Origin of the sequence: Nocardioides sp. NPDC127503 (genome assembly GCF_040302165.1) — a bacterium.
GTDB lineage: Bacteria > Actinomycetota > Actinomycetes > Propionibacteriales > Nocardioidaceae > Nocardioides.
In genome coordinates this window covers 271,096-296,620 of the sequence record NZ_JBEORH010000006.1, presented here as the reverse complement: position 1 = coordinate 296,620, position 25,525 = coordinate 271,096, and the positions used below count along the sequence as shown (strand labels likewise).

Sequence of the window (25,525 nt, the reverse complement as noted above, 5' to 3'; positions counted from 1 at the left end):
ACCACTCTGCTGAAGGACCGCTTTGTTCGCCACGCTCTCCGACCGGCTCGCCACGACGTTCAAGAACATTCGGGGCAAGGGCCGCCTCACCGATGCCGACATCGACGCCACCGCTCGCGAGATCCGCATCGCGCTGCTCGAGGCCGACGTCGCGCTGCCGGTGGTGCGCGAGTTCGTCGGCCGGGTCAAGGAGCGGGCGCGCGGCGAGGAGGTCAGCCAGGCGCTGAACCCCGCCCAGCAGATCGTCAAGATCGTCAACGACGAGCTGGTCACGATCCTGGGTGGCGAGACCCGCCGGCTCCGCTACGCCAAGACCGGCCCGACCGTCATCATGCTCGCGGGTCTGCAGGGTGCCGGTAAGACCACCCTGGCCGCGAAGCTCGCGCTCTGGCTGAAGGAGCAGGGCAAGGCGCCGCTGCTTGTGGCCGCCGACCTGCAGCGCCCCAACGCGGTCAACCAGCTCCAGGTCAACGGTGAGCGCGTCGGCGTCCCCGTCTACGCGCCCCAGCCCGGAAACGGTGTCGGAAACCCCGTCGATGTGGCTCGTGACGCCGTCGAAGAGGCCAAGCGCAAGCTTCACGACGTGGTCATCGTCGACACCGCCGGCCGCCTCGGCATCGACGAGGAGCTGATGAAGCAGGCCGCCGACATCAAGGCGGCGGTCAACCCCGACGAGGTCCTCTTCGTCGTCGACGCGATGATCGGTCAGGACGCGGTCAACACCGCGCAGGCATTCCTCGACGGCGTCGGCTACGACGGCGTGGTCCTCACCAAGCTCGACGGTGACGCCCGCGGTGGTGCGGCGCTCTCCATCGTCCAGATCACCGGCAAGCCGGTCATGTTCGCCTCCAACGGCGAGAAGATGACCGACTTCGACCTGTTCCACCCCGACCGGATGGCCGGCCGCATCCTCGACATGGGCGACATGCTCACCCTGATCGAGCAGGCCGAGAAGACCTTCGACCAGGGGCAGGCCGAGAAGGACGCGGCCAAGCTCGCGACCGGCGAGTTCACGCTCGAGGACTTCCTCAAGCAGATGCAGCAGCTGCGCAAGCTCGGCTCGATGTCGAAGCTGATGGGCATGTTGCCGGGCATGGGCCAGTTCCGCGAGCAGCTCGACAACTTCGACGAGCGCGAGATCGACCGGATCCAGGCGATCATCCAGTCGATGACCCCGGCCGAGCGCGCCAACCCGAAGATCCTCGACGGCTCCCGCCGCGCCCGCATCGCGAAGGGGTCGGGCCGGCAGGTCTCCGACGTCAACCAGCTCATCCAGCGCTTCACCGAGGCGTCGAAGATGATGAAGCAGCTCGCCTCCGGTGGCGGCATGCCCGGGATGCCCGGCGCGCCCGGTGCCAGCTTCGGCAAGCGCGCCGGCGCCAAGCAGGTGGCCCAGAAGAAGAAGGGCAAGGGCGCGCGCAAGTCCGGCAACCCCGCCAAGGCCGCCCAGCAGGCGAAGGCGGATGCCGAGAAGAAGCCGGCCGCAGCCAACCCGTTCGGGATGCCGGGTGGCGAGGAGATCGACTACGAGAAGGCCGCGGCCGAGCTCAACCTGCCCACGGACTTCTCCAAGTTCCTCAAGTAAGAGTCCTTCCAGGTGAGCACGGTGCTCGTCGTCGACGGCGCCAACGTCGTCGGCGCCCGCCCGGACGGCTGGTGGAAGGACCGTGCCGGCGCGGCGCGCCGGCTGCACGAGGCGCTGCTCGTCGCCGATCTCCCGCAGGACCGGATCGTGCTGGTCCTGGAGGGACAGGCCAAGGGCGGCGTACGTCCCGGCAAGGACGCCCACGTGCACACGGTCCACGCGCCCAAGGACGGTGACGCCGCGATCGTCGGTGTCGTCCGTGAGGCGCTGGAGAAGGGTGACCGGGTGACGCTGGTGACGGCCGACCGGCTGCTCCAGGCCCGTTGCGGCGGTGCCACGGCCCTGGGACCCTCCTGGTTGCTTGACCAGATCTGAGGATTTCCCGGGGTTACGCACGCGTAGCCATTGACCGCGATTGTGATCGCCGTCACGCTGGGAGCGCTCTCACGAGCCGCGGCACCCCAACGCCGAGGTGCCGACAGATCACTCTCAGGAGGCCTGTCCCGTGCGATCACACAGACAGCGCGGCGCGATCGGCGGAGCCTCGGCTCTCGCCGGCCTGCTCTGCGCCACGCTCCTCGTAGCCCCAGCGTCCACCGCAGCATCACCCACCGTGTCCACCGATGCGCTCACGCGCTCGGACCACACGCTGCCCTACAAGAACCCACGCCTCGCCACCAAGACCCGCGTCGCCGACCTGCTGGCCCGGATGACGCTGGCCGAGAAGGTCGGCCAGATGGCCCAGGCCGAGCGCGCGGACGTCGCCGGGAACCCCGGCCAGATCGCCGAGCTCGGGCTCGGCAGCGTACTCTCCGGCGGCGGCTCGACCCCCGCCGAGAACACCCCGGAGGCCTGGGCCGACACGGTCGACGCCTTCCAGGAGCAGGCGCTCTCGACCCGGCTGGGCATCCCGCTGCTCTACGGCGTCGACTCGGTCCACGGTCACGGCAACCTCAACGGCGCGACCGTGTTCCCGCACAACATCGGCCTCGGCGCGACCCGCGACCCGAAGCTCGCCGAGCGGATCGGCCACATCACCGCGGAGGAGACCCGCGCCTCCGGGCCGCAGTGGACCTTCGCCCCGTGCATCTGTGTCGCGCGCGACGACCGGTGGGGGAGGACGTACGAATCCTTCGGGGAGAGTCCGAAGCTCGCCGCCCAGATGGCTCAGATGATCGAGGGGTTCCAGGGCGACAAGGGTGAGCTCGACGATCCCGACCGCGTCCTGGCCACCGCGAAGCACTTCGCCGGCGACGGCTTCACGACGTTCGGCACGGGCGAGGGCGACTACACCATCGACCAGGGCATCACCCAGGCCTCGCGCGCCGAGTTCGCGAAGCTGGCGCTCTCGCCGTACGTCACCGCCATCAAGAAGCACGACGTCGGCTCGGTGATGCCGTCCTTCTCCAGCGTCGACTGGACCGAGGACGGTCTCGGCAACCCGCTCAAGATGCACGCCCACGAGGAGCTCGTCACCGGCTGGCTGAAGGAGAAGCAGGGCTTCGACGGCCTGGTGATCTCCGACTGGCGGGCGATCCACCAGATCCCGGGGACGTACGCCGAGCAGGTCGCCATCTCGGTCAACGCCGGCGTCGACATGTTCATGGAGCCCTTCTCCGGTGACACCGTCGGCTATCCGCAGTTCATCGACACGCTGACCGCTGCGGTCGAGGACGGCGCCGTCCCGATGGCCCGCATCGACGATGCGGTCTCCCGGATCCTGACCGCCAAGTTCGACCTCGGCCTCTTCGAGAAGCCGTTCACCGACCGGCGCAACATCGACGAGATCGGCAGCGCCGCACACCGTCGCGTCGCGCGCGAGGCGGTGGCGAAGTCGCAGGTCCTGCTCCGGAACAGGCACACGCTGCCGCTCTCCGGTGGCGACGACGTCTACGTCGCGGGCAGCAAGGCCGACAGCATCGGTGACCAAGCCGGTGGCTGGACGATCACCTGGCAGGGCAACTCGACCCATCAGATCCCCGGCGACACGATCCTCGACGGCATCGAGTCCGCGGCCCGTGGCGAGGTGACCCACTCGCCCGACGCCTCCGCGCCGGTCCCGGCCGGGGCACACGGCGTCGTGGTCGTCGGCGAGCACCCGTACGCCGAGGGCTTCGGTGACATCGGCGGCCCGCGCTGGGGCTACGACCCGGGCGAGGGCGGCGTGCAGCGGCCGGCGCTGACGATGCACTTCAGCGATGCCGACACCGCGGCGATCGAGACGGTCTGCGCGGCCGCGGCGACCTGCACGGTGCTCGTCGTCTCCGGGCGCCCGATGATCATCCCGCCCGCACTTCTCGGGCAGATCGACGCTCTGGTGGCCTCCTGGCTGCCGGGCAGCGAGGGCAAGGGCGTCGCCGACGTGCTCTTCGGCAAGCGCCCGTTCACCGGGAAGCTCCCGGTGACCTGGCCCCGCACGATCGACCAGGAGCCGATCAACATCGGCGATTCCGACTATGACCCGTTGTTTGCCTACGGACACGGCCTGAAGACGCGCCGATAGAGAACTGGCCCGGTCCGAGTTCGGCGAATCGTCGATTCGCGACGCTTGGATCGGGCCATTTCGGTGCATGATTCGTGCATGCAGACGCTTCGCGTAGACGTATCGGGACGAGCGCTCAGCTTCCCGCCCGACAAGATCGTCCGAATAGGGCGTTCGATTGATGCCGACGTGGTGCTCTCGTCCTCCTCGGTCTCCCGCGCTCATGCGGAGCTGCGCCCGGACCCGTCCGGGTGGAAGCTGGTCGACGTCGGCTCCGCCGGAGGGACGTACGTCTCCGGCAGCCGCGTCACCGAGGTGCCGTTGACCGGGGCGACCGAGATCCAGCTCGGCCCGGTGGGGCCGGGCTCCACGATCACCGTCACCCTCGACGACGCACCGGTGGCGGCGGGTGCTCCGCGTGCCCAGGCGCCGGCGCCGCCGCCTCCGCCGGCGATGCCGGGCGCCACGGCCGCCCCGCCCTCGGGAGTGCCGGCAGCGGCCCCCGCGGCGTTCAGCCATCAGCCGCCCGCACCCCCGGCGCCCGCGGGGCCCGACGACATCTCGGAGATGACGATCGCTCCCGGGATGGCACGCCCGTCAGCTCCCGGGCAGCCGCCGACCCAGCCGACCGGCCCCGACCTGCTGCTGGTCGCCGAGGGCAAGGAGCACCGCTTCCGCCACCCGGTCACGGTGACCATCGGCCGCGCGGCCGACAACTCGGTCGTACTCGAGGACCAGGGCGTCTCGCGCCAGCACGCCCGGCTGGTGGCCACGCCCGGCGGCTGGACCTTCGAGAACGGCTCCCAGACCGGGTCGTTCCTCAAGGGGAAGCCGCTGGTCAGGCACGAGATCGACGAAGAGACCGAGATCCGCCTCGGTCACCCGGTCGCGGGCGAGATCCTCAAGGTCATTCCGATCTACGCCGCCGAGGTCGAGGTCGCCCGTGCCGCCGCCAAGCGCCGCAACAAGCTGCTGCTGTGGGGCGGGATCGGCGCCGCGGCCGCGGTCGTGGTCATCGGGCTGGTGGTCGCGATGTTCGTCGTGCCCGGCGGCGAGTCGGCCGCCCAGGACACCGGCCTGACCAAGGACGAGCTCAACAGCGCGCAGCGGGCCGCCGTCTGGATCACCTATGCGCCGACCGAGGACACCATCGCGATGGGATCCGGGTCGATCGTCACCGAGGACGGCAAGATCCTCACCAACGCCCACGTCGCCGACCCGGCGAAGATCCCGGAGTATGCCGCCAAGGGCGAGGTCTCGCCCGAGGTCGTCAACATCCACCTGACTGACCCGGCCGAGGGCTACAAGGTCGGCGAGCCCGACTACATCGCCAAGGTCATCGAGTCCGACGGCGAGGTCGACAGCGCGGTCGTGCAGATCATCGCCGACGGCGAGGGCGACCCGGTGAACCCGTCCTCGCTCGACCTGCCGACGATCTCGCTCGGCGACTCCAACGCGGTCGACCGCGGTGACTTCATCGCCACGATCGGCTTCCCGATGCTGCCGAAGGAGAGCTTCGCGGACAAGGAGGGCGTGCTCTTCCAGCCGCCGACCGTCGCCGAGGGCAACGTGGCGACGATCCTCTCGTTCGAGGGGGAGGAGCGGGCCGTCTTCGACGTCACCGCCCGGATCTCCAGCGGCAACTCCGGTGGCGCCGCGGTCAACGACGACGGCGAGCTCGTCGGCGTACCGACCTCCATCGGGTGGGACGAGAGCAACGTCGTCACCGGCCAGGTCATCCCGCTCGCCCAGCACTTCCCGATCCTCGAGGCCGCCGGCGTGAAGGTGCCCGCGTCGAACAACTAGCAACTAGGTAACCTGCGTCACATGACTGCTCTGCGCTTCTCCGGCCCGGTCCTTCCCGATGGAGAGGTGCGGGACCTCTACGTCCTCGACGGCCGCATCACCTACGAGCGGCCGTCGGGGGTGGAGACCGGCGCGTCGGGCTGGATCGTCCCCGGTCTCGTCGACGCGCATTGCCACATCGGGCTCGGGCCCGACGGCGCCGTCGACCAGGAGACCGCCGAGGCCCAGGCGATCGCCGACCGCGACGCCGGCGCGCTGCTCCTCCGCGACGCCGGCTCCGCCGCCGACACCCGCTGGGTTCAGTCCCGCGAGGACCTGCCTCGGCTGATCCGCGCCGGCCGCCACATCGGACGTACGAAGCGCTACATGCGCAACTACGCCGACGAGGTCGAGCCCGACGGCCTGGTCGAGGCCGTCGAGCGGCAGGCCCGCTCGGGTGACGGCTGGGTCAAGCTCGTCGGCGACTGGATCGACCGCGCCGAGGGGGACCTGAAGCCGTCCTTCCCCGCGGAGTCGTTCGCCGAGGCGATCAAGGTGGCCCACGACAACGACGCGCGGGTCACCGCGCACTGCTTCGGCCACGAGGTCCTGCCCGGCCTGATCGAGGCCGGGATCGACTGCATCGAGCACGGCACGGGCCTGACCCCGGACCTCGTCGAGGCGATGGCCGAGCAGGGCACCGCCCTGGTCCCCACCGTCGCCCAACTGGAGATCTTCCCCGACCTGGCCGCCGCCGCGGCACCCAAGTTCCCGACGTACGCCGCCACCATGGAGGACCTCTACGCGCGCCGTCGCGAGACGATCATGAGCGCCCACGAGGCGGGCGTCGCCCTCTACGCGGGCTCCGACGGTGCGGGGGACCAGCTGCACGGCGTACTCCCCACGGAGGTCCTCGCCATGCACCGGCTCGGTCTTCCGGCCGACGTCGTCCTCGGCGCCGCCTCCTGGCGTGCCCGGGAGTGGCTCGGCCACAACCCCGGCCTCGCCGAGGGCGACCCCGCCGACTTCGTCGTCTACGACACCAACCCCCTCGACGACCTCACCGTCCTCGCCCGTCCGGCCGCCGTCGTACTCCGGGGGAAGGTCTACGCCTGAGATTTCGCCGCTTCCGGGCACCTCTGGCAAACTGAGTTGTGTGTCCTGTGCGCAGGGACCCTCTCACCCAGCGCAACAGTGCCCGCCGAAGTTGCCTGACGGGTGTCCCCACACCGACACGGGCCTCTTCACCCATATTCGATTCCGAAGGAATACCACCAACAGTGGCTGTCAAGATCCGCTTGAAGCGCCTGGGCAAGATCCGGGTTCCGCAGTACCGCATCGTCATCGTCGACTCGCGCAAGAAGCGCGACGGCGCTGTCATCGAGGAGATCGGTCTCTACCGTCCCAAGGAGGAGCCGAGCTTCATCCAGGTCGACTCCGAGCGCGCCCAGTACTGGCTCGGCGTCGGCGCCCAGCCGACCCCGGCTCTCGAGGCGATCCTCAAGGTGACCGGCGACTGGCAGAAGTTCAAGGGCCTCCCGGGCGCCGAGGGCACCCTCCGCGTCGCCCCGCCGAAGCCCGACAAGCTTGAGCTCTTCAACAAGGCCCTCGCCGAGGCTCACGCCTCCGCCGGCGCCGAGGCCGTGACGAAGAAGTCCGCCAAGAAGGCCGAGGAGCCCAAGTCTGAGGAGCCCAAGGCCGAGGAGGCTCCGGCCGAGGAGCCCAAGGCCGAGGAGACCCCGGCCGCTGAGGCCGAGGCCTGAGCAGCATGCTCGCCGAAGCTCTCGAGCACCTCGTCCGAGGAGTCGTCGACAACCCGGACGAGGTGAGTGTGCGCGACAAGCAGCTTCGTCGCGGCTCCGTCCTCGAGGTCCGGGTCCACCCCGACGACCTCGGCAAGGTGATCGGCCGCGGCGGCCGCACCGCCACCGCGTTCCGTACGGTCATCTCTGCGCTGGCCGGCAAGGGCGGCGCGCGGATCGACTTCGTCGATGTCGACGGCGGTCGCTGAGCACCGGCTGCACCAACGCACAACAGGCGCCACCCCCGCTGCGGGGTGGCGCCTGTTGCACGTTTTCGGGCGGCGGATCCCGTGTAACACGTCGTTCGTAGGACTACTCGCCCTATTGGAGCGACCGGATAGTCCTACGAACGACGTGTTACACGGCCCGGGGCTGGGTCCGCGGTGAGGAGTTCGGCCCGACGTACGCCACCCTCTAGGCTCACCTCGTGGAGTTGATCGAGGTGCTGGTCGGACGGATCGGCAAGCCGCATGGCATCCGGGGGTTCGTGACCGTCGAGGTGCGCACCGACGAGCCCGACCGGCGGTTCGCCGAGGGCACGGTGCTGCGAGCGCAGCCGCCGAAGGGATCGGCGTACGCCGCCAAGCAGCTGACCGTGGAGGGCGCCCGTTGGCACGGGCAGGTGCTCCAGATCGCCTTCGAGGAGCTCACCGACCGCAACGAGGCCGAGGCCGCTCGAGGCACGCTGCTCTTCGCCGACGTACCGGCAGAGGAGACTCCGGAAGACCCCGATGAGTACTACGACCATCAGCTCGTCGGCCTGACCGCCTTCGACGAGGAGGGCCGCGAGCTGGGCACGGTGAAGGCGCTGGTCCACGGGGGAGCCCAGGACCTGCTGACGATCCGTACCCCTGACCGGCGCGATGCGCTGGTGCCGTTCGTGAAGGCGCTGGTGCCGGTCGTCGACCTCGCCGAGAGGAAGGTCGTCATCGCCGACCGCCCCGGCCTGGTCACGCCGTTCGCCGAGGACGAGGACGACGCCCGGTGAGGCTCGACTACCTCACCATCTTCCCCGACTACCTCGCGCCGCTCCGGCTGAGCCTGCCGGGCAAGGCGATCGAGTCGGGGCTGCTCGAGATGCACGTCCACGACGTACGTGACTGGACCCGCGACCGCCACCGCACCGTCGATGACACGCCTTATGGCGGTGGTGCCGGGATGGTGATGAAGCCGGAGCCGTTCGGTGAGGCCTTCGACGAGCTGGCGATCGACGGTGCGACCGTGATCGTGACGACGCCGAGCGGCGAGCCGTTCACCCAGGCCCTGGCTCGTGACCTGTCGACCCGGGAAAGGCTGGTCTTCCTGCTCGGCCGCTACGAGGGCATCGACCAGCGCGTGCTCGATCACGCCGCCACCCGTGCCGAGGTCCGCGAGATCTCCCTGGGCGACTACGTCCTCAACGGGGGAGAGGTCGCCGCGATGGCGATCACGGAGGCCGTCGTACGCCTGCTCCCCGGGTTCATGGGCAACGCCGAGTCGCTCGTGGAGGAGTCCCACGAGGACGGTCTGCTCGAATACCCGGTCTACACCAAGCCCGCCTCCTGGCGTGACCTCGAGGTCCCGAAGGTGCTGCTCAGCGGCGACCACAAGCGCATCGCGCAGTGGCGCCACGACCAGGCGGTGGCCCGGACCTCCGTACGCCGCCCCGACCTGCTCCACGCATCCCAGGCAGCCACGGAGTGGGAGATCCTTCCCGCCGTACGCGCCGATGTCCCCGAGCTGCACACGCTGCAGCTCGCCTGCTGGGTGCAGGAGATGCACGACAACCCCGGCGTCGCGATCCCGCCGCTGCACGAGTCGCTGGAGGACACCATGCGCGCGCTGGAGACGCACGACGTCTATGTGGTGCGCTCCGCCGGGCGGCTGGTCGGCTCGGTCCGCGCCCGGCTCGACGGCGACGTGTGGGAGATCGGCCGGCTGATGACCGCCCTCGACATGCAGGGACGTGGTCTCGGTCGTCAGCTGCTGGACCACATCCAGGCTGTGGCCCCGGCGACCGCGACGACCTACTCGCTCTTCACGGGAGCCAAGAGCGAGCGGAACCAGAAGATCTACAAGAAGGCCGGTTTCCGGCTTCGTCGCGATCTCGACGCGCCGCCCGGAGCTGTGATCCTCACCAAACCCAGGCGAGCAAGTAGATAACAAGTCACATACATCAGTGGCCTGTTACGTGTCTGTAACATAAAGAGTTTGTTACCGAAACGAGGGCTCGACAGGATCCGGCGAAACGTGTGCTCGGCTCACGCGATCCGAACCCCGACCCTATGAGGTACGAATGACTACCGATCTTGCATGGCAGCTGCTGTGTACGGCACTCGTGCTCTTCATGACTCCTGGTCTTGCCTTCTTCTACGGCGGCCTCGTGAAGTCGAAGAGTGTCGTGTCGATGATGATGTTGAGCTTCGGCTCTCTCGGCCTGATCACCCTGCTGTGGGTGCTCTACGGTTTCAGCGGCATCGGAACCATCTCCGAGTCCGGCATCACGAACTTCTTCGGCAACCCGTTCCAGGACTTCGGTCTGACCAGCGCCTTCAGCGACCTGGTCACCGAGTTCGACGACGGTACGCCGGTCGAGGAGTCGACCAACTTCTTCGGCGGCCTCGCCTTCGGCGGCTCGTTCGCCATCATCACCGTGGCGCTGATCTCGGGTTCGATCGCCGACCGGGCGAAGTTCTGGCCGTGGCTGCTCTTCGCGGGCATCTGGGCCACCGTCGTCTACTTCCCGGGCCAGGCCTGGGTGTGGGCCCTCAACGCCGACGGCGACTACATCGGCTGGATCGGCAAGTGGGGCGCGCTCGACTGGGCCGGTGGCACGATCGTCCACCAGGCTGCCGGTGCGGCCGCGCTCGCACTGGCGCTCGTCCTCGGTCAGCGCAAGGTCGGCTTCTCCAAGGAGGAGACGGCTGCTCACAACGTACCGCTGGTCCTGATCGGCACCGCGATCCTCTGGTTCGGCTGGTTCGGCTTCAACACTGGCGTCCCGGGCGCCACCCAGGGCCAGACCACCCTGATCTTCCTCAACACCCTGATCGCCCCGGCCGCGGGTCTGATCGGCTGGATCATCGTGGAGAAGTTCAAGGACGGTAAGTCCACCGCCGTCGGCGCCGCCTCCGGTGTCGTCGCCGGTCTGGTCGCGATCACCCCGGCCTGTGCCCACATCGCCCCGGTCTGGGCGATCCTGCTCGGCCTCCTCGTCGGCGTCGTGTGCTGCCTCGCCGTCGAGCTGAAGTGGAAGCTCGGCTTCGACGACACCCTCGACGTCGTCGGCATCCACCTGGTCGCCGGTTTCATCGGCTGCATCTACCTCGGCTTCTTCGCCCAGGTCGGCGGCACCGGCCTCTTCTTCGGTGGCGGCTTCGACCAGCTCATCAAGCAGCTCGGCTCCTCGCTCGCCGTGATCGCCTTCGCGTTCATCGTCGCCTACGTGGTCGGCATGGCGATCGAGAAGACGATCGGTTTCCGCGCCAAGGAGGAGGACGAGGTCGCCGGTATCGACCTCGCGATCCACGAGCCCGGTTACCAAGAGGTCGGCTGACCTCTTCAGGTTCGACGAGGCCCGTCCCGGTTCGCCGGGGCGGGCCTCGTGGCGTACCTCAGCGCGGACCGTACGGAAGCTGCCTGGCCTGGTGCTGGATGCGCGCGCTGAGGTCCTCGACCTCGGCCAGGACCGCCGGCGCGACCCACACGGGGGAGCGGCGGGTGCGCTTGGCGCGGGTGAGGATCCCGGCCCGCTCCAAGCCGTCGATCGTCTCGGCGGCGTCCTCGATCCCGAGGTTCTTGGTGACCAGCTCGGCGTTGAGGATGGGCTCCTCGGTGAGCAGGTCGAGAAGACGGTACGCAGCAGACCCGGGCCGTGGGTCGCCGGCCGCCTCGCCCCAGCTGCGCCGGATGCTCTCCAGCGTCTCGGCCGTCTTCCACGATTCCGTCGTCGCGATCGTCGTCGAGGCGGCGAGCATGGCGATGATCGTGGACGCGGTGCCGGCCCGGTAGTCGTTGAGGGCGGAGAAGTAGCGGTCGCGGTGGGCGACGAGCGCCGAGGCGATCGGTACGGCCAGGTGGCGCGAGGCGCGGCGCCGCCGGAGCACAGCGTGGATGAGTGCCCGCCCGATCCGGCCGTTGCCGTCGATGAAGGGGTGGATCGACTCGAACTGCGCGTGCACGATCGCGGCCTGCGCGATGGGGGAGAGGTCGTCGCGGTTCGCGAAGGCGACCAGGTCCTCGATGTATTCGACGACCGTCTCCGGTGGCGGTGGCACGTGGAGGGTGTCGCGGGGCGCGTAGTCGGAGCCCCCGACCCAGTTCTGTACGACGCGGAACCGGCCGGCGTTGGCCGCCTCGTCGGGGTGGCGTACGAACAGGTCACGGTGTGCGCGCAGGATCGCGTCGGAGGTGATCTTGCGGGTCGTGTCTGCCTCGCTGATCAGGCGCTGCATCGCCTGGGTCGCGGAGGCCATCGAGATCGCCGAGGAGTTGGCACCGATGCCGAGCAGGGCTCGACCGTAGTCGGCCAGGCTCGCCTCCACCTGCTCGATCTTGGAGGAGTCGATCGCCTCGGTACGCAGCTGCAGGTGGTTGAGCCCGTCCATCGTCCGGCCGTGGACCAGGTCGAGGTGACGTAGCGCGCCCGCGCTGGCGGTCGTCATCGCCGCCACCGGCCGCTCCAGCGCCAGGTCGAGGTCGGCGATGTGAGGTGGCAGCGCGACCGTGACCTCACGCAGCAGCCGGTCCACGCGCGGACCGCGCGGGATCCGCTGCTTGTAGGGGCGCGTCACGTAGGTGTGCGGTGGCCAGTCGGTGTCGGTCACGGGGGCATCCTTGCACGGGATGCGGATGCGTTGCCTACGTCGCGATTCCCGGCGGTCCCTGGCGCTGTGGCAGACTTGTGGGCCGGTCCAGTCGGCCGAAGCACGCTCCGAAGATGACACCCGGAGGTGTCGCGACGGGCTCCTGCCACAGGGGGAACCGTACGCCGCCGGCCAGCGTGGCTGGACCACCGCCAAAGATCGCCCTGACCAGGGCATGGATGACCGCGATCGGCCTGTGGCGAGCGTGAGGAGAAAAAGATGAGCAACGTACTTGCTGAGGTCGGCAATGTCGCCAAGCGCGACGACCTGCCGGAGTTCCGAGCCGGTGACACCGTCAAGGTGCACGTCAAGGTCGTCGAGGGCAACCGGTCCCGCGTCCAGGTCTTCCAGGGCGTCGTGATCCGCGTCCACGGTTCCGGCATCGGCCGCACCTTCACCGTCCGCAAGGTCTCCTTCGGCGTGGGTGTCGAGCGCACCTTCCCGCTGCACTCCCCGATCTTCGAGCAGATCGAGGTCGTCACCCGCGGTGACGTCCGTCGCGCGAAGCTCTACTACCTGCGCAACCTGCGCGGCAAGAAGGCGAAGATCAAGGAGCGCCGCGAAGCCTGAGAGGCCCCTGAACCGTAGCGAGTCGATGAGGCTCGTTGTGGAGGGAGTCTCTAGACTCACCGCGTGACTTCGAACGACCGCGATCCTTCCGTCGGCGTCGGGCCCCAGGCCCGCTGGGACGGGCCCGATATGGGGGGATCGCGGTCGTTCTCGTCTTCGCCTCAGGCCCCGCGCTGGGCCTCTGAGCGGCAGGGCCCGGCCAAACCCCCGCGCCGCGAGGAGGAACACAAGCCACGCCTCTCGGCCTGGCAGGAGGGCATCGTCCTGGTCGTGCTGGCCGTGCTGGTCGCGATCGTCGTGAAGGCTCTCTTCGTGCAGGCCTTCTACATCCCCTCGGAGTCCATGGAGCCCGGGCTTCAGGGCGGCCCATCGGTGGCGACCGACGACCGGGTGCTGGTGGAGAAGCCGTCCTACTGGCTCTCGGGCACGCCACAGCGCGGCGACGTCGTGGTCTTCTCCGACCCGGGCTCCTGGCTCGGTGTCGACGAGTCGGCAGGCCCCAGCAACATTCTCGGCAAGACGCTCGCGGTCATCGGTCTCTACCCCGAGGGCGGCCACCTGGTGAAGCGTGTCATCGGGGTCCCCGGCGACGTCATCGAGTGCTGCGACAAGCAGGGCCGGCTGATCGTCAACGGCGTCCCGATCGAGGAGCCGTACGCTCGGCCCTCCCAGACCAAGTGCGGCCGCCCCAACAAGGAGGGCGAGTGCTTCGGGCCGATGCCCGGCAACCGCCACTGGGAGGCCGGTCCGGTGCCCGAGGGTTCGCTGTTCGTGATGGGCGACAACCGGGCCAACTCGGCCGACTCGACCGTGCACATGTGCACGGCCAACGAGACCGACTGCGCGCTGGTGCCCTGGGTACCGGAGGACAACGTGGTCGGCAAGGTCGTCGCGCTGGGCTGGCCGCTGGACCGGGCGAAGTGGATCCACCGGCCCGAGAGCTTCGAGGACGTGCCGTCACAGTGAGCATTGCGCCAACCCTGCGAGTCGAGCGGTCCATGCTGCGCGACGGCGTCACGCATCTCGGTGCGGTCGACGAGGTGGGGCGCGGCGCGCTCTGCGGGCCGGTTTCGATCGGGATCGTGGTGATCACCGAGGCGACCCGCACGGCACCCCAGGGCGTACGCGACTCCAAGCTGCTCACGCCCGAGGCTCGCGAGATGCTCGCGCCGAAGGTGCGCCGCTGGGCCGTCGACTCCGCCGTCGGGCACGCCCTGGCATCCGAGATCGACGAGGTCGGGATCATGGCCGCGATGCGGCTGGCCGGTCAGCGAGCGTTGAGTGCTTTGGACGTACGTCCCGACGCGCTGCTGCTCGACGGCAACCACAACTATCTGACCCCGCCGGTGCAGGAGGGGCTCTTCGGTGAGGTCTCCGAGATGGTGGAGGAGGTCGAGGTGCCGCCGGTGACGACGATGATCAAGGCTGACATGAAGTGTGCCGCCGTCGCCGCCGCCTCGATCCTGGCGAAGACCTCGCGCGACGCGCTGATGGTCGCGCTCCACGACGAGTATCCCGACTACGCGTGGGCCGACAACAAGGGCTATTCCGCGCCCGCCCACATCGCCGCGCTGGAGCGCCTGGGACCGTCGGCATATCACCGCCGCTCGTGGAGTCTTCCCGGCTCTTCGCCTGTGTTGGCTCTAGAGTCTTAGGACATGAGCGAGCGCCAGCGAGCGACCAATGACCTCAGGCCGCCGCGTCCGTATTCTTCGCTTTCCTCTACGGAGGCGGCGGCATGAGCGCGGAGGATCTCGAGAAGTACGAGACCGAGATGGAGCTGACCCTCTACCGCGAGTATCGCGACGTGGTCGGCATCTTCAAGTACGTCGTCGAGACCGACCGCCGCTTCTATCTGTGCAACCAGGTCGACGTGCGAGCACGTACGGACTCGGGGGACGTCTACTTCGAGGTGTCGATGAACGACGTCTGGGTGTGGGACATGTATCGGCCGGCCCGGTTCGCGAAGGCGGTCAAGGTGCTCACGTTCAAGGACGTCAACGTCGAGACGCTCAACCCGACCGACATCGACCAACCGCTGGACTGACGGCCGGCTGATCTCGGGCCAGTTGCTGTCCACAGGGCGATCTCGATCCGGGGTTATCCCCAGGCGTCCCGGAACCGGCCCGGATTGTCGGTGCTCGCGATGAGTCTGGACCTCGAAGCCGAAGGGCAGGAGGTCCATGATGAGTTCAACGGCGCCGGCGCGGATCGCGCTGGGAAACTACGGCGAATCGGTCGCCGAGAGGCATCTGGTCGAGGCGGGCATGACCGTGCTCGACCGCAACTGGCGATGTGCTGACGGGGAGATCGACCTGGTCCTGCGCGAGGGCGACACCCTCGTCGTCTGTGAGGTGAAGACCCGGAGCCACGACGGGTGCGGCACTCCGCACGAGGCGGTCGACAAGACCAAGCTCGACCGGCTGAAGCGGCTGGCGATCGCCTGGCTGCAGCAGCACGACGTGCGCGCTCCGGGGATCCGGATCGACCTGGTCGCGGTGATGCACGCGCCCCGCGGCTCGGCGCTGGTCGAGCACGTCAGGGGCCTGTGATGGGATACGCGCGAGCTCATGGCGTCGCCCTTCGGGGCGCGGTCGGCCACCTGGTCGACGTGCAGGCCGACGTCTCGCCCGGTCTGGTGGGGGTGACGCTGGTCGGCCGTGCCGACAGCGTGCTGGCCGAGGGGCGCGACCGGGTCCGGATGGCGATCATCAACTCAGACCTCGAGTGGCCCGCGACCAAGAGGATCACGGTGCTGCTCTCGCCGGCCGACCTGCGGAAGGGCGGCTCGCACTACGACCTCGCGATGGCGTTGGCGATCCTCGCGGCCGGTGGCGAGCTCGAGACGATTGGGCTGGAGCGCACGGTCTTCATCGGGGAGCTGGCGCTCGACGGTGGGCTGCGGCCGACCTCCGGTGTGCTCCCGATGGTGCTCGCCGCCTCCCACGCAGGGATCGCTCGAGTGGTGGTGCCGGAGCCGCAGGTGGCCGAGGCGCGGATGGTGCCCGGGATGGAGATCCTCGGGTTCCGGTCGCTGGGCCAGGTGGTCGCCGAGCTGCGCGGCGAGCCGGTGCCAGACGCGCCGCCGGTCGCGACCGGCACCGGCGGCAGCCTGCTCGGCTGGCGGGGTGACCGCAGGCTCGACGACATGGACATGTCCGACCTTCGCGGCATGCCCGAGACCCGCTACGCGGTCGAGGTCGCGGCCGCCGGTGGACACCACCTGCTGCTCAAGGGACCCAAGGGCTGCGGGAAGACCTCGATCGCCGAGCGGATCCCCACGATCCTGCCCGATCTCTCCCGCGAGGAGTCACTGGAGGTGATGGCGGTGCAGTCGCTCGCCGGGGTGCTCGACGTCGACCGAGGGCTGCTGACCCGCCCGCCGTTCGCGGCCCCACACCACGACGCCTCCAAACCCGGCATCGTCGGCGGTGGCACCGGCCGGGTCCGCCCGGGCCAGGTCTCACTGTCCCACGCCGGCGTGCTCTTCCTCGACGAGTTCCCGTTGTTCAAGAGCGACGTCATCGAGTGTCTGCGCGAGCCGCTGGAGAGCGGCGACATCACGGTGTCGCGCGGTGAGGAGTCGGTGACGCTTCCGGCGCGCGCCCTCGTCGTGCTCGCCGCCAACCCGTGTCCGTGTGGCAACTTCGACGCCTCGATCACCAAGGACGGCTGCATCTGCCGGTCCAACGAGCGCCAGTCCTACGAGCGAAAGGTCTCCGGACCGATCACCGACCGCATCGACATCATCCGCACGCTGCGGCCGATGTCCGAGCAGAACCATGATCCGTGGGGCTCGGAGACCAGCGCCGACATCCGCGAACGGGTCACGGCGGCCAGGCGCCGCCAACGTGAGCGCTACGCCGACTTCGGGTGGCGGCTCAACGGGCAGGCCAGCGGGATCGCACTGCGCGACAATTGGCCGCTGCCGCCTTCGGCCGAGGCGCTCATCGACTCACGCATCTTCTCCGGTGCCCTGACCCGTCGTGGCGCGGTGCGCGTGCACCGCCTCGCCTGGACCGTGGCCGACCTCGCCGGGGTCGACTGGCCGGGAGTCACCGAGACCGAGACGGCACTCGCGCTGCGCAACGGCGGCTCGCTCACCGTGTCAGCCTTCGAGGGGAGGTCGGCATGACCGCGGCGCCCGTCGCTCCGTCCTTCACCGACCTCGAGCGCGAGCGCCTGGCCCGGATCGCGCTGACCCAGCTGATCGAGCCCGGCACCCCATTGCTCGACACCTGCATGGTCGGATCCACCGCGACCGAGGTCTACCGACGCTTCGCCGAGGAGGATCCCGATCTCGGCGAGGACGGGCTCGAAGCGAGATTGCGGCTGGCCCAGATCCACCCCGACCGCGACCTGGAGCGGGCGACCAATGCCGGGTTCCGCTACGTCATCCCAGGCGACGAGGAGTGGCCCACTCAGGTCGAGCGGCTCGCCGGTCAAGAGCCTCTTCAATACCGCACCGGCACCCCACTCGGCCTGTGGGTACGAGGACCGCTCCTGCTCAGCGACCTCGACCGGTCGGTCGCCATCGTCGGCTCCAGGGATGCGACTGCCTACGGAGCCGACGCCGCCGCGCGGATCGCGGCGGACCTCGCGGTCAACGACTTCGTGACGGTCTCCGGGGCAGCGGTCGGCATCGACGCGGCCGCACACCGTGGCGCACTCACCGGACCGCCGGGGAGCACCGTGGCCGTGCTCGCGGGTGGTGTCGACGTCCCCTACCCGCTGCGCAACCGGCGCCTGCTCGACGCGATCGCCGAGAGCGGAGCGGTGATCTCCGAGATCGCGCCCGGGTTCCCGGTCACCCGCTATCGATTCCTCTCCCGCAACCGGATCATCGCCGCCCTCGCCCGGGGCACCGTGGTCGTCGAGGCGGCGGCGCGCAGCGGCTCCCTCAACACCTCCCACTGGGCCTACAGCATCAACACACCCGTGATGGCGGTGCCGGGTCAGGTGGGCGCGATGACCTCGGTCGGCACCCACGAGCTCGTACGCAGCGGCAAAGGCGTCCTGGTGACCGACGGTCTGGACGTACGCGAGCTCGTCGGCGACATGGGCGAGGCCGTCCCCGAGGAGCCCCGAGGCCCCGTACGCCGCCGCGACTCGCTCACCTCCACCGAGAAGCAGGTCCTCGACGCGGTCCCGGTGAGCAGTCCCTCCTCACAGCTCGCCATCGCGAGGTCGGCCTGCCTGCACCCGAAGACGGCCGGCACCGCGCTGTCGCGACTTGAGGCGCTCGGTCTCGCCGAGCGGTTCCCCGACGGCTGGCAGCTGGCCCCAGGCGCGGCTCGCACCTGAGGCCGAGGGCAAGACCTATCCTGGCTCGGGTGAGCGCTGATCCAGAGGGGGACCCGGAGGGCAAGTCCGCGGAAGCGGAGCTTCCCGAGGTCTACGCCGCGCTGCTCGGGGACTACGAGCGACACCTCAGCGCCGAGCGCGGACTCTCCGACCACACGGTCCGGGCCTACCTGGGCGACATCCGCAGCCTGCTCGACCACGCCGGCCGCATGGGCCGCACCGAGCCGGAGGCGATCGACCTGCGCACGCTGCGCAGCTGGCTGGCCAAGCAGCAGACGACCGGCCACTCACGTACGACCCTGGCCCGGAGGGCCACCGCGGCCCGGGTCTTCTGCGGATGGCTGGTCCGGACCGGCCGGGCCCAGGTCGACGCCGGCGCCGCGCTCGGCTCGCCCAAGGCCCACCGGACGCTTCCGCCCGTACTGCGCCCCGACGAGGTCGAGTCCCTCATCGCCGCCGCCATCACCGCGGCCGAGGACGGTACGCCGGTCGGCATGCGTGACATCGCCGTCCTGGAGATGCTCTACGCGACCGGCGCCCGGGTCGGCGAGCTCGTCGGCCTCGATCTGGACGATGTCGACTACGAGCGCCGGGTGATCCGGGTCCTCGGCAAGGGGCGCAAGGAGCGGATGGTGCCCTTCGGCGGCCCCGCGGTGCGGGCGCTCGACCGTTGGGTCGTCCGTGGCCGCCCGCAGTTGGTCACCGAGTCCTCCGGTCCGGCCCTATTTCTCGGCGCCCGCGGCGGCCGGCTCGATCAGCGCGCCGTACGCACCCTCGTCCACCGCCGCCTCGCCGACGTCCCCGGTGCCCCCGACCTCGGTCCCCACGGACTGCGCCACAGCACCGCCACCCACCTCCTCGAAGGTGGCGCCGACCTGCGCTCGGTCCAAGAACTCCTCGGTCACGCCAGCCTGGCCACCACCCAGATCTACACCCACGTCAGCAGCGACCGGCTCCGCAAGGCCTACCGCCAGGCCCACCCCCGCGCCTGACCCGCCGAGGCGTCCCCGTCGGCCGAGATGTCAGCAGCGTCGGCCGAGGCGTCACTCGCGTCGGTCGAGTGTGTAGTTGTGGCCGGTCGAGACGTGAGTTGTGGGCGACGAAAGTCGAGTTTCGTCGCCCACAACTACAGTTTCGGCCCGCCACAACTGCCGATTCGGCCTATCGGACCGGGTCGCCGCGCCAGAGGGGGAGGAGCCGGACCGGCTGCGGTGCGTCAACGAGCAGCAGGGGTTCGAGGTAGACATCGTCCGCGTTGCGGATCCAGCCCCAGTGCAGGCAGGCGGCCGGGAAGCAATGGGAGCCGGCGATGCCGAGCCGACCCAGCGGGGCTCCGGCTGCCACCGGATCGCCGACGGCCACGGTGGCCGCGACCGGCTCATAGGTGGTCCGCGTGGCGCCGTGGTCGACGCTCACCACCGCCTTGCCGGCGATCACTCCGACGAATGCGACCGTCCCGGCCATCGCGGCCCGAACGACGGTGCCGGGCGACCCGGCCAGGTCCACGCCGCGATGACCCGCACCCCACGGAGCATCTGGCGGGTCGAAGCGGCGTACGACCTCCGGCTGTGGTGCCAGCGGCCATTCGCCCTGGGGGACCTCGTCCGCCCCTCCGACCGGACTCGGACCCTCGTCGTGACCCACAGCCCCACCCAGCGAGGCGCCGAACGGCGCCACCTCGGCACGTGGCGTTCCGAGTGCTGGGCTTGCTGGGGCGATGAGGACGACGAGGAATAGGGCCGCGACGAGGGCGCGGGCCCGGTCGGAGAGGCGGTACGAGGTCATGACGAGCAGACAACCCCGGATGGAGAACCCGCACAACGAGCGGCGTACGTCCTGTGGATAACCCCGTCCTGAGACACCCCTGTGGACACTGATCGGCCCGCGCCGGAGCAGGTCACGGAGGATTGGCCCGAGACCCCGGTCGGCGGCTAGTCTTGGACCGGCAGCCCCTTGTGGGCTGACTTCGCACGCCAGCAGACCGCGACGGTGCCTCGCTCCGAGACGCCGGTCGCCCGCGGGCGCGGCCCTCAGTCCCGAGCAGAACGCTCAGGTCGGACCGCGTGCAGGCGTCAGGGCCCATCACCACCGATGGGCGCGAAACTGAAAACCGACCGGCGCGCGCCAACACCCGCCCGACCTCGAGAAACGCAAGGTCGCGCCACCAGCGGTGCACACGCGGGCCAACACCTAGGAGAAAAAACATCATGGCAGTCGTGACCATGCGCCAGCTCCTCGAGAGCGGCGTCCACTTCGGACACCAGACCCGTCGCTGGAACCCGAAGATGAAGCGGTTCATCCTCACGGACCGCAACGGCATCTACATCATCGACCTGCAGCAGTCGCTGGCCTACATCGACCGCAGCTTCGCCTTCATCAAGGAGACTGTGGCCAAGGGCGGCACGATCATGTTCGTGGGCACCAAGAAGCAGGCCCAGGAGGCCATCGCCGAGCAGGCGACGCGCGTCGGGATGCCCTACGTCAACCAGCGCTGGCTGGGCGGCATGCTCACCAACTTCCAGACCGTGCACCAGCGGATCAACCGCCTCAAGGAGCTCGACGAGGTCAACTTCGACGACGTCGCCGGCTCGGGTCGCACGAAGAAGGAGCTCCTGCAGATGAAGCGGGAGCGCGACAAGCTCGAGAAGACCCTGGGCGGCATCCGCGAGATGGGTCGCACCCCGTCCGCCGTCTGGATCGTCGACACCAAGAAGGAGCACCTCGCTGTCGAGGAGGCGCGCAAGCTCAGGATCCCGATCGTCGGCATCCTGGACACCAACTGCGACCCCGACGAGGTCGACTTCCCGATCCCGGGCAACGACGACGCCATCCGCGCGGTCGGCCTGCTGACCCGCGTGGTCGCCGACGCTGTCGCCGAGGGCCTCATCGCCCGCTCCGGTGGCAAGACCGAGGGCACCGAGGGCGCCACCGCCGACGAGCCGCTGGCCGAGTGGGAGCGCGAGCTCCTGGCGACCCCGGCTGCCGAGGAGGCCAAGGCCGAGGAGACCCCCGCCGAGGCGAGCCCCGCCGAGGAGACCCCGGCTGAGGAGACCCCCGCCGCCGAGGCTGCTGAGACCACCGAGGCTCCGGCCGAGGAGACCCCCGCCGAGACCCCCGAGGCCCCGGCCGAGGCCTGAGCCTCATCGTCCACCCAAGAGCCACTTAACAGTCAGAGGAAGACACACATGGCTTACACCGCTGCCGACGTCAAGAAGCTCCGTGAGCTGACCCAGGCCGGCATGATGGACTGCAAGAAGGCGCTCGACGAGGCTGACGGCAACTTCGACAAGGCTGTCGAGATCCTTCGCGTCAAGGGCACGGCCAAGGCCGCCGCCCGCGCCGCGGAGCGCACCACCTCGGCCGGCCTCGTCGCCGCGTCCGGCAACGCCCTGGTCAGCCTCCTCTCGGAGACCGACTTCGTTGCCAAGAACGAGGGCTTCGTCGCTGCTGCCCAGCAGATCGCCGAGGCTGCCGACGCCAACAAGGCCAACGACCTCGAGACCCTCAAGGCCATCTCGCTCGGCGACAAGACCGTCGGCGAGACCGTCGAGGAGCTCGCCCGCACCATCGGCGAGAAGATCGAGCTCGGCCAGGTTGCCTACTTCGAGGGTGAGACCACGGTCTACCTGCACAAGAAGGCCTCCGACCTGCCGCCGAGCCTCGGCGTCATGGTCGCCTACGAGGGTGACGAGGCGGCCGCGAAGCAGGCCGCCCAGCAGGCTGCCGCGCTCAAGGCGCAGTACCTCACCTCCGACGAGGTGCCGGCCGACGTGGTCGACGCCGAGAAGGACGTCCTCACCAAGAAGACGCTCGAGGAGGGCAAGCCCGAGGCTGCCGTCGCCAAGATCGTCGAGGGTCGGATCAAGGCGTTCTTCAAGGAGATCGTCCTGCTCGACCAGGAGTCGGTCTTCGAGTCGAAGAAGTCCGTCAAGCAGGTCCTCGACGCCGCCAACACGCAGGTGAAGCAGTTCGCCCGCTTCGACGTCGGCGCCTGAGCCGAGCCTGATTCCGCGCGAACAGCGCGTGATCGGTTAGGTTGAGCAACAACGTACGACGAAAGGGGCCGGTCCGATGAACCGAATGGTGATCATCGGACCGGCCCTTTCGTACGCCATCCCCACATGCACCACCCCGCAAGACGTCGCCCCAGGAAAGGCCACGGCATGACCCGCTACCAGCGCATCCTGATCAAGCTGTCCGGAGAGAACTTCGGCGGTGGCGAGGTCGGTGTCGACCCCATCGTGGTCGCCTCGATCGCCAAGGAGATCTCCGCTGTCGCCTCCTCCGGCGTGCAGATCGCGATCGTCGTCGGCGGTGGCAACTTCTTCCGCGGCGCCGAGCTCCAGCTGGCCGGCATGGACCGGTCCCGTGCCGACTACATGGGCATGCTCGGCACCGTCATGAACTGCCTCGCGCTGCAGGACTTCCTCGAGAAGGAAGGCGTCGACACCCGGGTGCAGACCGCGATCACGATGGGCCAGGTCGCCGAGCCCTACATCCCGCGCAAGGCGATGCGTCACCTCGAGAAGGGCCGTGTCGTGATCTTCGGCGCCGGCTCCGGCATGCCCTACTTCTCCACCGACACCGTCGCCGCGCAGCGCGCCCTCGAGGTCCACGCCGAGGTCGTTCTGATGGCCAAGAACGGCGTCGACGGGATCTACACCGCCGACCCGAAGAAGGACCCGACGGCGACTAAGTACGATGAGATCACTTTCGGCGAGGCGCTGCAGAAGCAGCTCAAGATCGCCGACGCCACCGCGTTCGCCCTCTGCATGGAGAACAAGATGCCCATCGTGGTCTACGGCGCGGAGGACGAGGGGGCGGTCTACCGGATCGTCCAGGGTGAGAAGATCGGTACGCTCGTGACCGCTGGCTGAGCGGCACGAGCCCATACGCCACCCACAACACAACACTTACGAGCGCACAGGAGCATCCGGTGATCAACGACATCCTCAACGAGGCCGACAGCAAGATGGTGAAGTCGGTGGACTCCACGCGTGAGGACTTCTCCACCATCCGTGCTGGCCGCGCCACTCCGCAGATGTTCAGCAAGATCCTGGTCGACTACTACGGCACTCCGACGCCGATCCAGCAGCTCGCCTCGTTCACCAGCCCCGAGCCGCGGATCATCAACATCGCCCCCTTCGACATCGGCGCGATGGCCAACGTCGAGAAGGCGATCCGCGACTCCGACCTCGGTGTCAACCCGTCCAACGACGGCAAGATCCTGCGTGCGGTCTTCCCCGAGCTCACCGAGGAGCGCCGCAAGGAATACATCAAGCTCGCCAAGGAGAAGGCCGAGCAGGGTCGCGTCTCGGTGCGCCAGGTGCGCCAGAAGGCCAAGCAGAACCTCGAGAAGCTCGAGAAGGACGGCGAGGCCAGCAAGGACGACGTCACCGGTGCCGAGAAGCGCCTCGACAGCATGACCAAGAAGCACACCGACGCGATCGACGAGCTGCTCAAGTCCAAGGAAGCCGAGCTGCTCGAGGTTTGAGCCTGTGACCCTGCGAGCGAAGCGAGCAGGGTCACAACGCGAAAAGATCGAGCGAGCGCACGCCTGAGCTCGCGAAGGCGTGACCGCGTGTCGAGATCCAGCCAGCGATGCAGTCGAGCCCCACAAGCGCCGCGGCCAGGATCCAGAAGAAAGACCAGAGCATGAAGGAATCACTTGTGAGCCAGACGCCGCCGTCTCCTTCTTCGTCAGCTTCCGAGCCGCCGAAGAAGGACTACGGCCGCGCCGGCCGCAACCTCCCCGCAGCGATCGGCTCGGCCGTCGTCCTCCTGGTCGCGATCGCGCTGAGCCTGATGTTCGTGAAGACGGCGTTCATGCTGATCGTCGTCGCTGCGGTCGTCGCCGCGACCTGGGAGCTCCACCGGGGCCTGATGGCCAAGGACATGGACGTCCCCGAGCAGCCGCTGATGATCGGCGGCACGGTGATGGTCCTGGTCGCCTACTTCCTGGGCTCAGACGCGCTGGTGACGGCCACCGCGGTGACCGCGCTGGTGATCATGCTGTGGGTGCTGCGGCGTGGGGTCGACGGCTACGTACGCACGTCGGCTGCCGCCGTCCTCACCCTGTTCTACCTGCCGTTCCTCGGCTCGTTCGTCGCACTCATGCTTGGCGAGGGCGGCGGCTGGACCTCGGGCGGCCTCTCGGATGACGGCGTACGCGGCATCATCGTCTGGGTCCTGCTCACGATCATGTCCGACATCGGCGGCTACGTGGCCGGTGTCCTCTTCGGCAAGCACCCGATGGCGCCGGTGATCTCCCCGAAGAAGTCGTGGGAGGGCTTCGCGGGCTCGGTGGTCTTCACGGTCGCCACCGGCGTCGGCCTGGTCGTATGGCTGCTCGACGGAGCCTGGTGGGTCGGTGTCGCGCTCGGCGTGGTCGCCTGTGTGATGGCCGTCCTCGGCGACCTGGTCGAGTCGGTCATCAAGCGCGACCTCGGCATCAAGGACATGAGCCAGATCATCCCCGGCCACGGCGGCCTCATGGACCGCCTCGACTCGCTCCTGGCGACCGTCGCCCCGGTCTGGCTGATCCTCCACTACGCCGTCTTCTGAGCGGTTTCATCCTGATGCTCTTCCTCGTACGCCACGGACGACCGATCCAGGTGCGCGGCGTCGCCGCGGAGCACTGGGAGCTCGACCCGGCCGGGTTCGACGACGTCTGGGCTCTGCGTGACCGGCTCCCGGCAGGCGCCGCGTGGTACTCCTCACCAGAGCCCAAGGCACAGCAGACCGCCCAGCTCCTCACCGATGGCGACGTCGGCGTGGTCGACGCTCTCCGTGAGCACCGCCGCGGCGACGCATGGGTCGACGACTTCCACGCCACGGTCGAGCAGGCGTTCGCGGAGCCGACAGTGCCTGCGTACGACGGCTGGGAGCCGCTCGAGGAGTGCCGCGCCCGCGTGACGAAGGCGGTCGCCGGGATCCTGTCGGCCCACGCGGGCGAAGACGCCGTGCTCATCGGCCACGGCACCGCCTGGACCGTCCTGGTGAGTGAGCTGACCGGCACACCGCCGGATCTCGCCCGGTGGCGAGACCTCGGCTTCCCGGACCTGATCACCGTCGACGCCTGATCGGGCGTAATCACCCCGAGTTCGTCGGGGCAGCGATTCTTTACCAAAGGATGACAGCGTTCGGCGCTACG

General features: G+C 69.1%; 26 protein-coding genes. 24 read left to right on the top strand and 2 right to left on the bottom strand.

Annotated elements, in window-relative coordinates:
• Positions 1-22 precede the first annotated feature (22 nt).
• The 10 genes from ffh to ABTW65_RS16105 all read left to right on the top strand — a co-directional run bounded on the left by ffh (position 23) and on the right by ABTW65_RS16105 (position 11,189).
• Positions 23-1,585 carry a signal recognition particle protein gene (ffh, locus tag ABTW65_RS16150; protein WP_350661759.1) on the top strand — a complete coding sequence of 521 codons (1,563 nt, stop codon included), beginning with the start codon at positions 23-25 and terminating at the stop codon, positions 1,583-1,585.
• A gap of 12 nt (positions 1,586-1,597) precedes the next feature.
• Positions 1,598-1,960, top strand: a complete 363-nt coding sequence (locus ABTW65_RS16145) for an NYN domain-containing protein (protein WP_350661757.1) — start codon at positions 1,598-1,600, stop codon at positions 1,958-1,960.
• Positions 1,961-2,090: 130 nt separating this feature from the next.
• A complete protein-coding gene (locus ABTW65_RS16140) occupies positions 2,091-4,088 on the top strand; it encodes a glycoside hydrolase family 3 protein (RefSeq protein ID WP_350661755.1) in 1,998 nt (665 codons plus the stop codon).
• Positions 4,089-4,166: 78 nt separating this feature from the next.
• Entirely contained in the window at positions 4,167-5,873 is a 1,707-nt protein-coding gene (locus ABTW65_RS16135) for an FHA domain-containing protein (protein ID WP_350661753.1), read from the top strand.
• Between the two features lie 21 nt (positions 5,874-5,894).
• Positions 5,895-6,968, top strand: coding sequence for an amidohydrolase family protein (locus ABTW65_RS16130; protein ID WP_350661750.1), 1,074 nt, complete (start codon positions 5,895-5,897; stop codon positions 6,966-6,968).
• A 164-nt stretch (positions 6,969-7,132) separates the two neighbouring features.
• Positions 7,133-7,615: a 30S ribosomal protein S16 gene (rpsP, locus tag ABTW65_RS16125; RefSeq protein WP_350661748.1), complete on the top strand. Its 483-nt coding sequence runs from the start codon at positions 7,133-7,135 to the stop codon at positions 7,613-7,615.
• 5 nt (positions 7,616-7,620) lie between these two features.
• A complete protein-coding gene (locus ABTW65_RS16120; protein WP_008363327.1) occupies positions 7,621-7,863 on the top strand; it encodes an RNA-binding protein in 243 nt (80 codons plus the stop codon).
• Positions 7,864-8,081: 218 nt separating this feature from the next.
• Complete coding sequence (rimM, locus tag ABTW65_RS16115) at positions 8,082-8,642, top strand: ribosome maturation factor RimM (protein WP_350661745.1); 561 nt, start codon at positions 8,082-8,084, stop codon at positions 8,640-8,642.
• On the top strand, positions 8,639-9,796 hold the full coding sequence (gene trmD / locus ABTW65_RS16110) for a tRNA (guanosine(37)-N1)-methyltransferase TrmD (RefSeq protein ID WP_350661743.1): 1,158 nt from the start codon (positions 8,639-8,641) through the stop codon (positions 9,794-9,796). The genes rimM and trmD overlap by 4 nt, the downstream gene beginning before the upstream one ends.
• Positions 9,797-9,929: 133 nt before the next feature.
• The gene (locus tag ABTW65_RS16105) at positions 9,930-11,189 is read left to right on the top strand and encodes an ammonium transporter (RefSeq protein WP_350661741.1); all 1,260 of its coding nucleotides are present in this window, start codon (positions 9,930-9,932) and stop codon (positions 11,187-11,189) included.
• A 58-nt stretch (positions 11,190-11,247) separates the two neighbouring features.
• Here the strand turns inward: ABTW65_RS16105 and ABTW65_RS16100 are convergent, their stop codons facing one another.
• Positions 11,248-12,459, bottom strand: coding sequence for a Fic family protein (locus ABTW65_RS16100; protein ID WP_350661738.1), 1,212 nt, complete (start codon positions 12,457-12,459; stop codon positions 11,248-11,250).
• Positions 12,460-12,717: 258 nt separating this feature from the next.
• Between ABTW65_RS16100 and rplS the strand changes: the two genes are divergently transcribed.
• The 8 genes from rplS to ABTW65_RS16060 all read left to right on the top strand — a co-directional run bounded on the left by rplS (position 12,718) and on the right by ABTW65_RS16060 (position 19,364).
• On the top strand, positions 12,718-13,068 hold the full coding sequence (rplS, locus tag ABTW65_RS16095; RefSeq protein WP_350661736.1) for a 50S ribosomal protein L19: 351 nt from the start codon (positions 12,718-12,720) through the stop codon (positions 13,066-13,068).
• Between the two features lie 63 nt (positions 13,069-13,131).
• Positions 13,132-14,034, top strand: coding sequence for a signal peptidase I (gene lepB / locus ABTW65_RS16090; RefSeq protein WP_350661734.1), 903 nt, complete (start codon positions 13,132-13,134; stop codon positions 14,032-14,034).
• Positions 14,031-14,723 (top strand): ribonuclease HII, encoded by a 693-nt coding sequence (gene rnhB, locus ABTW65_RS16085; protein ID WP_350661732.1) that lies wholly within the window; start codon positions 14,031-14,033, stop codon positions 14,721-14,723. Before lepB ends, rnhB begins: the two co-directional genes overlap by 4 nt.
• An 83-nt stretch (positions 14,724-14,806) precedes the next feature.
• Positions 14,807-15,115, top strand: coding sequence for a DUF2469 domain-containing protein (locus ABTW65_RS16080; protein ID WP_045550889.1), 309 nt, complete (start codon positions 14,807-14,809; stop codon positions 15,113-15,115).
• 139 nt (positions 15,116-15,254) lie between these two features.
• Positions 15,255-15,620, top strand: a complete 366-nt coding sequence (locus ABTW65_RS16075) for a YraN family protein (RefSeq protein ID WP_350661730.1) — start codon at positions 15,255-15,257, stop codon at positions 15,618-15,620.
• On the top strand, positions 15,620-17,203 hold the full coding sequence (locus ABTW65_RS16070; protein ID WP_350661728.1) for a YifB family Mg chelatase-like AAA ATPase: 1,584 nt from the start codon (positions 15,620-15,622) through the stop codon (positions 17,201-17,203). Before ABTW65_RS16075 ends, ABTW65_RS16070 begins: the two co-directional genes overlap by 1 nt.
• Positions 17,200-18,372, top strand: a complete 1,173-nt coding sequence (gene dprA, locus ABTW65_RS16065) for a DNA-processing protein DprA (RefSeq protein WP_350661726.1) — start codon at positions 17,200-17,202, stop codon at positions 18,370-18,372. Before ABTW65_RS16070 ends, dprA begins: the two co-directional genes overlap by 4 nt.
• Before the next feature lie 29 nt (positions 18,373-18,401).
• Positions 18,402-19,364, top strand: a complete 963-nt coding sequence (locus ABTW65_RS16060) for a tyrosine recombinase XerC (protein ID WP_350661723.1) — start codon at positions 18,402-18,404, stop codon at positions 19,362-19,364.
• Positions 19,365-19,533: 169 nt separating this feature from the next.
• Here ABTW65_RS16060 and ABTW65_RS16055 read toward each other — a convergent pair whose 3' ends face one another.
• Positions 19,534-20,157 carry a peptidoglycan DD-metalloendopeptidase family protein gene (locus ABTW65_RS16055; protein WP_350661721.1) on the bottom strand — a complete coding sequence of 208 codons (624 nt, stop codon included), beginning with the start codon at positions 20,155-20,157 and terminating at the stop codon, positions 19,534-19,536.
• A 422-nt stretch (positions 20,158-20,579) separates the two neighbouring features.
• On the opposite strand from ABTW65_RS16055, the gene rpsB reads away from it, so the two are divergent.
• From rpsB to ABTW65_RS16025, 6 genes are all read left to right on the top strand, one after another.
• The gene (rpsB, locus tag ABTW65_RS16050) at positions 20,580-21,509 is read left to right on the top strand and encodes a 30S ribosomal protein S2 (RefSeq protein ID WP_350661719.1); all 930 of its coding nucleotides are present in this window, start codon (positions 20,580-20,582) and stop codon (positions 21,507-21,509) included.
• A gap of 48 nt (positions 21,510-21,557) precedes the next feature.
• On the top strand, positions 21,558-22,367 hold the full coding sequence (gene tsf, locus ABTW65_RS16045; protein ID WP_350661717.1) for a translation elongation factor Ts: 810 nt from the start codon (positions 21,558-21,560) through the stop codon (positions 22,365-22,367).
• A 168-nt stretch (positions 22,368-22,535) separates the two neighbouring features.
• Entirely contained in the window at positions 22,536-23,249 is a 714-nt protein-coding gene (gene pyrH, locus ABTW65_RS16040; RefSeq protein ID WP_350661715.1) for a UMP kinase, read from the top strand.
• Positions 23,250-23,311: 62 nt separating this feature from the next.
• The gene (gene frr, locus ABTW65_RS16035) at positions 23,312-23,866 is read left to right on the top strand and encodes a ribosome recycling factor (RefSeq protein WP_350661936.1); all 555 of its coding nucleotides are present in this window, start codon (positions 23,312-23,314) and stop codon (positions 23,864-23,866) included.
• A 176-nt stretch (positions 23,867-24,042) separates the two neighbouring features.
• Positions 24,043-24,936 (top strand): phosphatidate cytidylyltransferase, encoded by an 894-nt coding sequence (locus tag ABTW65_RS16030; protein ID WP_350661713.1) that lies wholly within the window; start codon positions 24,043-24,045, stop codon positions 24,934-24,936.
• Between the two features lie 14 nt (positions 24,937-24,950).
• Positions 24,951-25,454 (top strand): histidine phosphatase family protein, encoded by a 504-nt coding sequence (locus ABTW65_RS16025; RefSeq protein ID WP_350661711.1) that lies wholly within the window; start codon positions 24,951-24,953, stop codon positions 25,452-25,454.
• Positions 25,455-25,525 lie beyond the last annotated feature (71 nt).